We start from the raw sequence: 2,808 nt of genomic DNA, 5'->3' as shown, positions 1-2,808 counted from the left end.
TAAGGGCATACGGCGGATGCCTAGGCGCCAACAGCCGAAGAAGGACGGGGTAAGCTCCGAAAAGCCATGGGGAGCCGCAAGCAGGCATAGATCCATGGATGTCCGAATGGGGGAACCCGGCGGTGGTAATGCACCGTCACCCACGCTTTTAAGCGTGAGGAGGGCACCCGGGGAACTGAAACATCTAAGTACCCGGAGGAAAAGTAATCAAACGAGATTCCCTAAGTAGCGGCGAGCGAACGGGGAAGAGCCCAAACCAGGGAGCTTCGGCTCCTTGGGGTTGAGGACCGGCATAATCTTGGTCAGGTCTAGCCGAACTACCTGGAAAGGTAGGCCGCAGAAGGTAAGAGCCCTGTAAGCGAAAGGCAGAGCCAAGTGGCTGGGATCCAGAGTACCACGGGACACGTGAAACCCTGTGGGAAGCAGGGGGGACCACCCTCCAAGGCAAAATACTCGTTGGCGACCGATAGCGCATAGTACCGTGAGGGAAAGGTGAAAAGCACCCCGGGAGGGGAGTGAAAAAGTACCTGAAACCGTATGTCTACAAGCAGTCGAAGCGTGTTAAAGCGCGACGGCGTGCCTATTGAAGAATGAACCGGCGAGTTACAGTAACTAGCGAGGTTAAGTGGAAAACACGGAGCCGCAGCGAAAGCGAGTCTTAATAGGGCGACAGTTAGTTATTGTAGACCCGAAACCGCAGTGATCTATCCATGACCAGGGTGAAGCGTAGGTAAAATTACGTGGAGGCCCGAACCCGTGAGCGTTGAAAAGCTTTGGGATGAGTTGTGGATAGGGGTGAAATGCCAATCGAACGCGGAGATAGCTGGTTCTCCCCGAAATAGCTTTAGGGCTAGCCTCAAGTGATGACTATCGACGGTAGAGCTCTGATTGGGCTAGGGGCCGTTAGGTTACCGAACTCTGTCAAACTGCGAATGGAGATAGTTTAACTTGGGAGTCAGACTGCGAGTGCTAAGATCCGTAGTCAAGAGGGAAACAGCCCAGACCATCAGCTAAGGTCCCCAATGCCGTGCTAAGTGGCAAAGGATGTGGCGATACAAAAACAACCAGGATGTTGGCTTAGAAGCAGCCACCATTAAAAGAGTGCGTAATAGCTCACTGGTCGAGTGTCGCTGCGCCGAAGATGTCCGGGGCTAAAGCACGGAACCGAAGCTATGGCTTGATCTTATGATCAGGGGTAGGGGAGCGTTCCTATCGGGCAGAAGTCGCACCGGAAGGTGCGGTGGACTGGTAGGAAGTGAGAATGCCGGTATGAGTAGCGAAAAGACAGGTGAGAATCCTGTCCACCGAAAGCCTAAGGATTCCTGAGGAAGGATCGTCCGCTCAGGGTAAGTCGGGACCTAAGCCGAGGCGAATATGCGTAGGCGATGGACAACTGGTTGATATTCCAGTACCACCCCAAGTCGTTTGAGTGATGGAGTGACACAGTAAGGCAGGTAATCGCGAGGATGGAAATTCGCGTCTAAGCTTGTAGGGTGTATGGGAGGCAAATCCCCCATACGATAAGCCTGAGGAGTGATGGGGAGCCGATAGCGATATTGGCGAACTTACCGCACCTAGACTGTCAAGAAAAGCTTCTAGCGAGACAAAGGGTGCCCGTACCGCAAACCGACACAGGTAGGCGGGGAGAGAATCCTAAGGTGCGCGGGAGAACCCTCGTTAAGGAACTCGGCAAAATGTCCCCGTAACTTCGGGAGAAGGGGAGCCCTGGAGTGTGTAGATTAGAAACGATCGAAGCACTTTGGGGTCGCAGAAGAGAGGCCCAAGCGACTGTTTACCACAAACACAGGTGCCTGCTAAAGCGAAAGCTGACGTATAGGTGCTGACACCTGCCCGGTGCTGGAAGGTTAAGGGGAGTGCTTAGCGCAAGCGAAGGTGTGAACCGAAGCCCCAGTAAACGGCGGCCGTAACTATAACGGTCCTAAGGTAGCGAAATTCCTTGTCGGGTAAGTTCCGACCCGCACGAAAGGTGTAACGACTTGGGCACTGTCTCAACGAGGGACCCGGTGAAATTGAAATACCTGTGAAGATGCAGGTTACCCGCGACTGGACAGAAAGACCCCATGGAGCTTTACTGTAGCCTGGCATTGGGTTTTGGTAAATCATGTACAGGATAGGTGGGAGACTGAGAAGCATGTACGCTAGTATGTGCGGAGTCACCCTTGGGATACCACCCTTGATTTACTGGAGTTCTAACTGAAGAAGTAACGACTCTCAGGACAGTGCCAGGTGGGCAGTTTGACTGGGGCGGTCGCCTCCGAAAGAGTAACGGAGGCGCCCAAAGGTTCCCTCAGCGCGGTTGGAAATCGCGCGCAGAGTGTAAAGGCAGAAGGGAGCTTGACTGCGAGACGTACAGGTCGAGCAGGGACGAAAGTCGGGCTTAGTGATCCGGTGGTACCGAGTGGAAGGGCCATCGCTCAACGGATAAAAGCTACCCTGGGGATAACAGGCTAATCTCTCCCAAGAGTCCATATCGACGGGGAGGTTTGGCACCTCGATGTCGGCTCATCACATCCTGGGGCTGAAGTAGGTCCCAAGGGTTGGGCTGTTCGCCCATTAAAGTGGTACGTGAGCTGGGTTCAGAACGTCGTGAGACAGTTCGGTCCCTATCCATCGCGGGCGTAAGAGACTTGAGGGGAACTGCTCCTAGTACGAGAGGACCGGAGTGGACTGACCACTGGTGTACCAGTTATCCCGCCAGGGGTACAGCTGGGTAGCTACGTCGGGAACGGATAAACGCTGAAAGCATCTAAGCGTGAAACCGGCCTCAAGATGAGGTCTCTCACAGCG

At 54.2% G+C, this 2,808-nt stretch carries 1 rRNA gene; it reads left to right on the top strand.

From position 1 onward, the window contains the following. Window positions 1-2,808 (top strand): 23S ribosomal RNA (locus tag RIN56_20545); the annotation flags it as partial.

The sequence above is a fragment of the Sporomusaceae bacterium genome, from assembly GCA_031460455.1.
In the GTDB taxonomy this organism is placed as follows: Bacteria; Bacillota; Negativicutes; order Sporomusales; family UBA7701; genus Anaeroselena.
The sequence above is the reverse complement of the archived record's forward strand: the minus strand, read 5'-3'. Positions and strand labels throughout refer to the sequence as shown.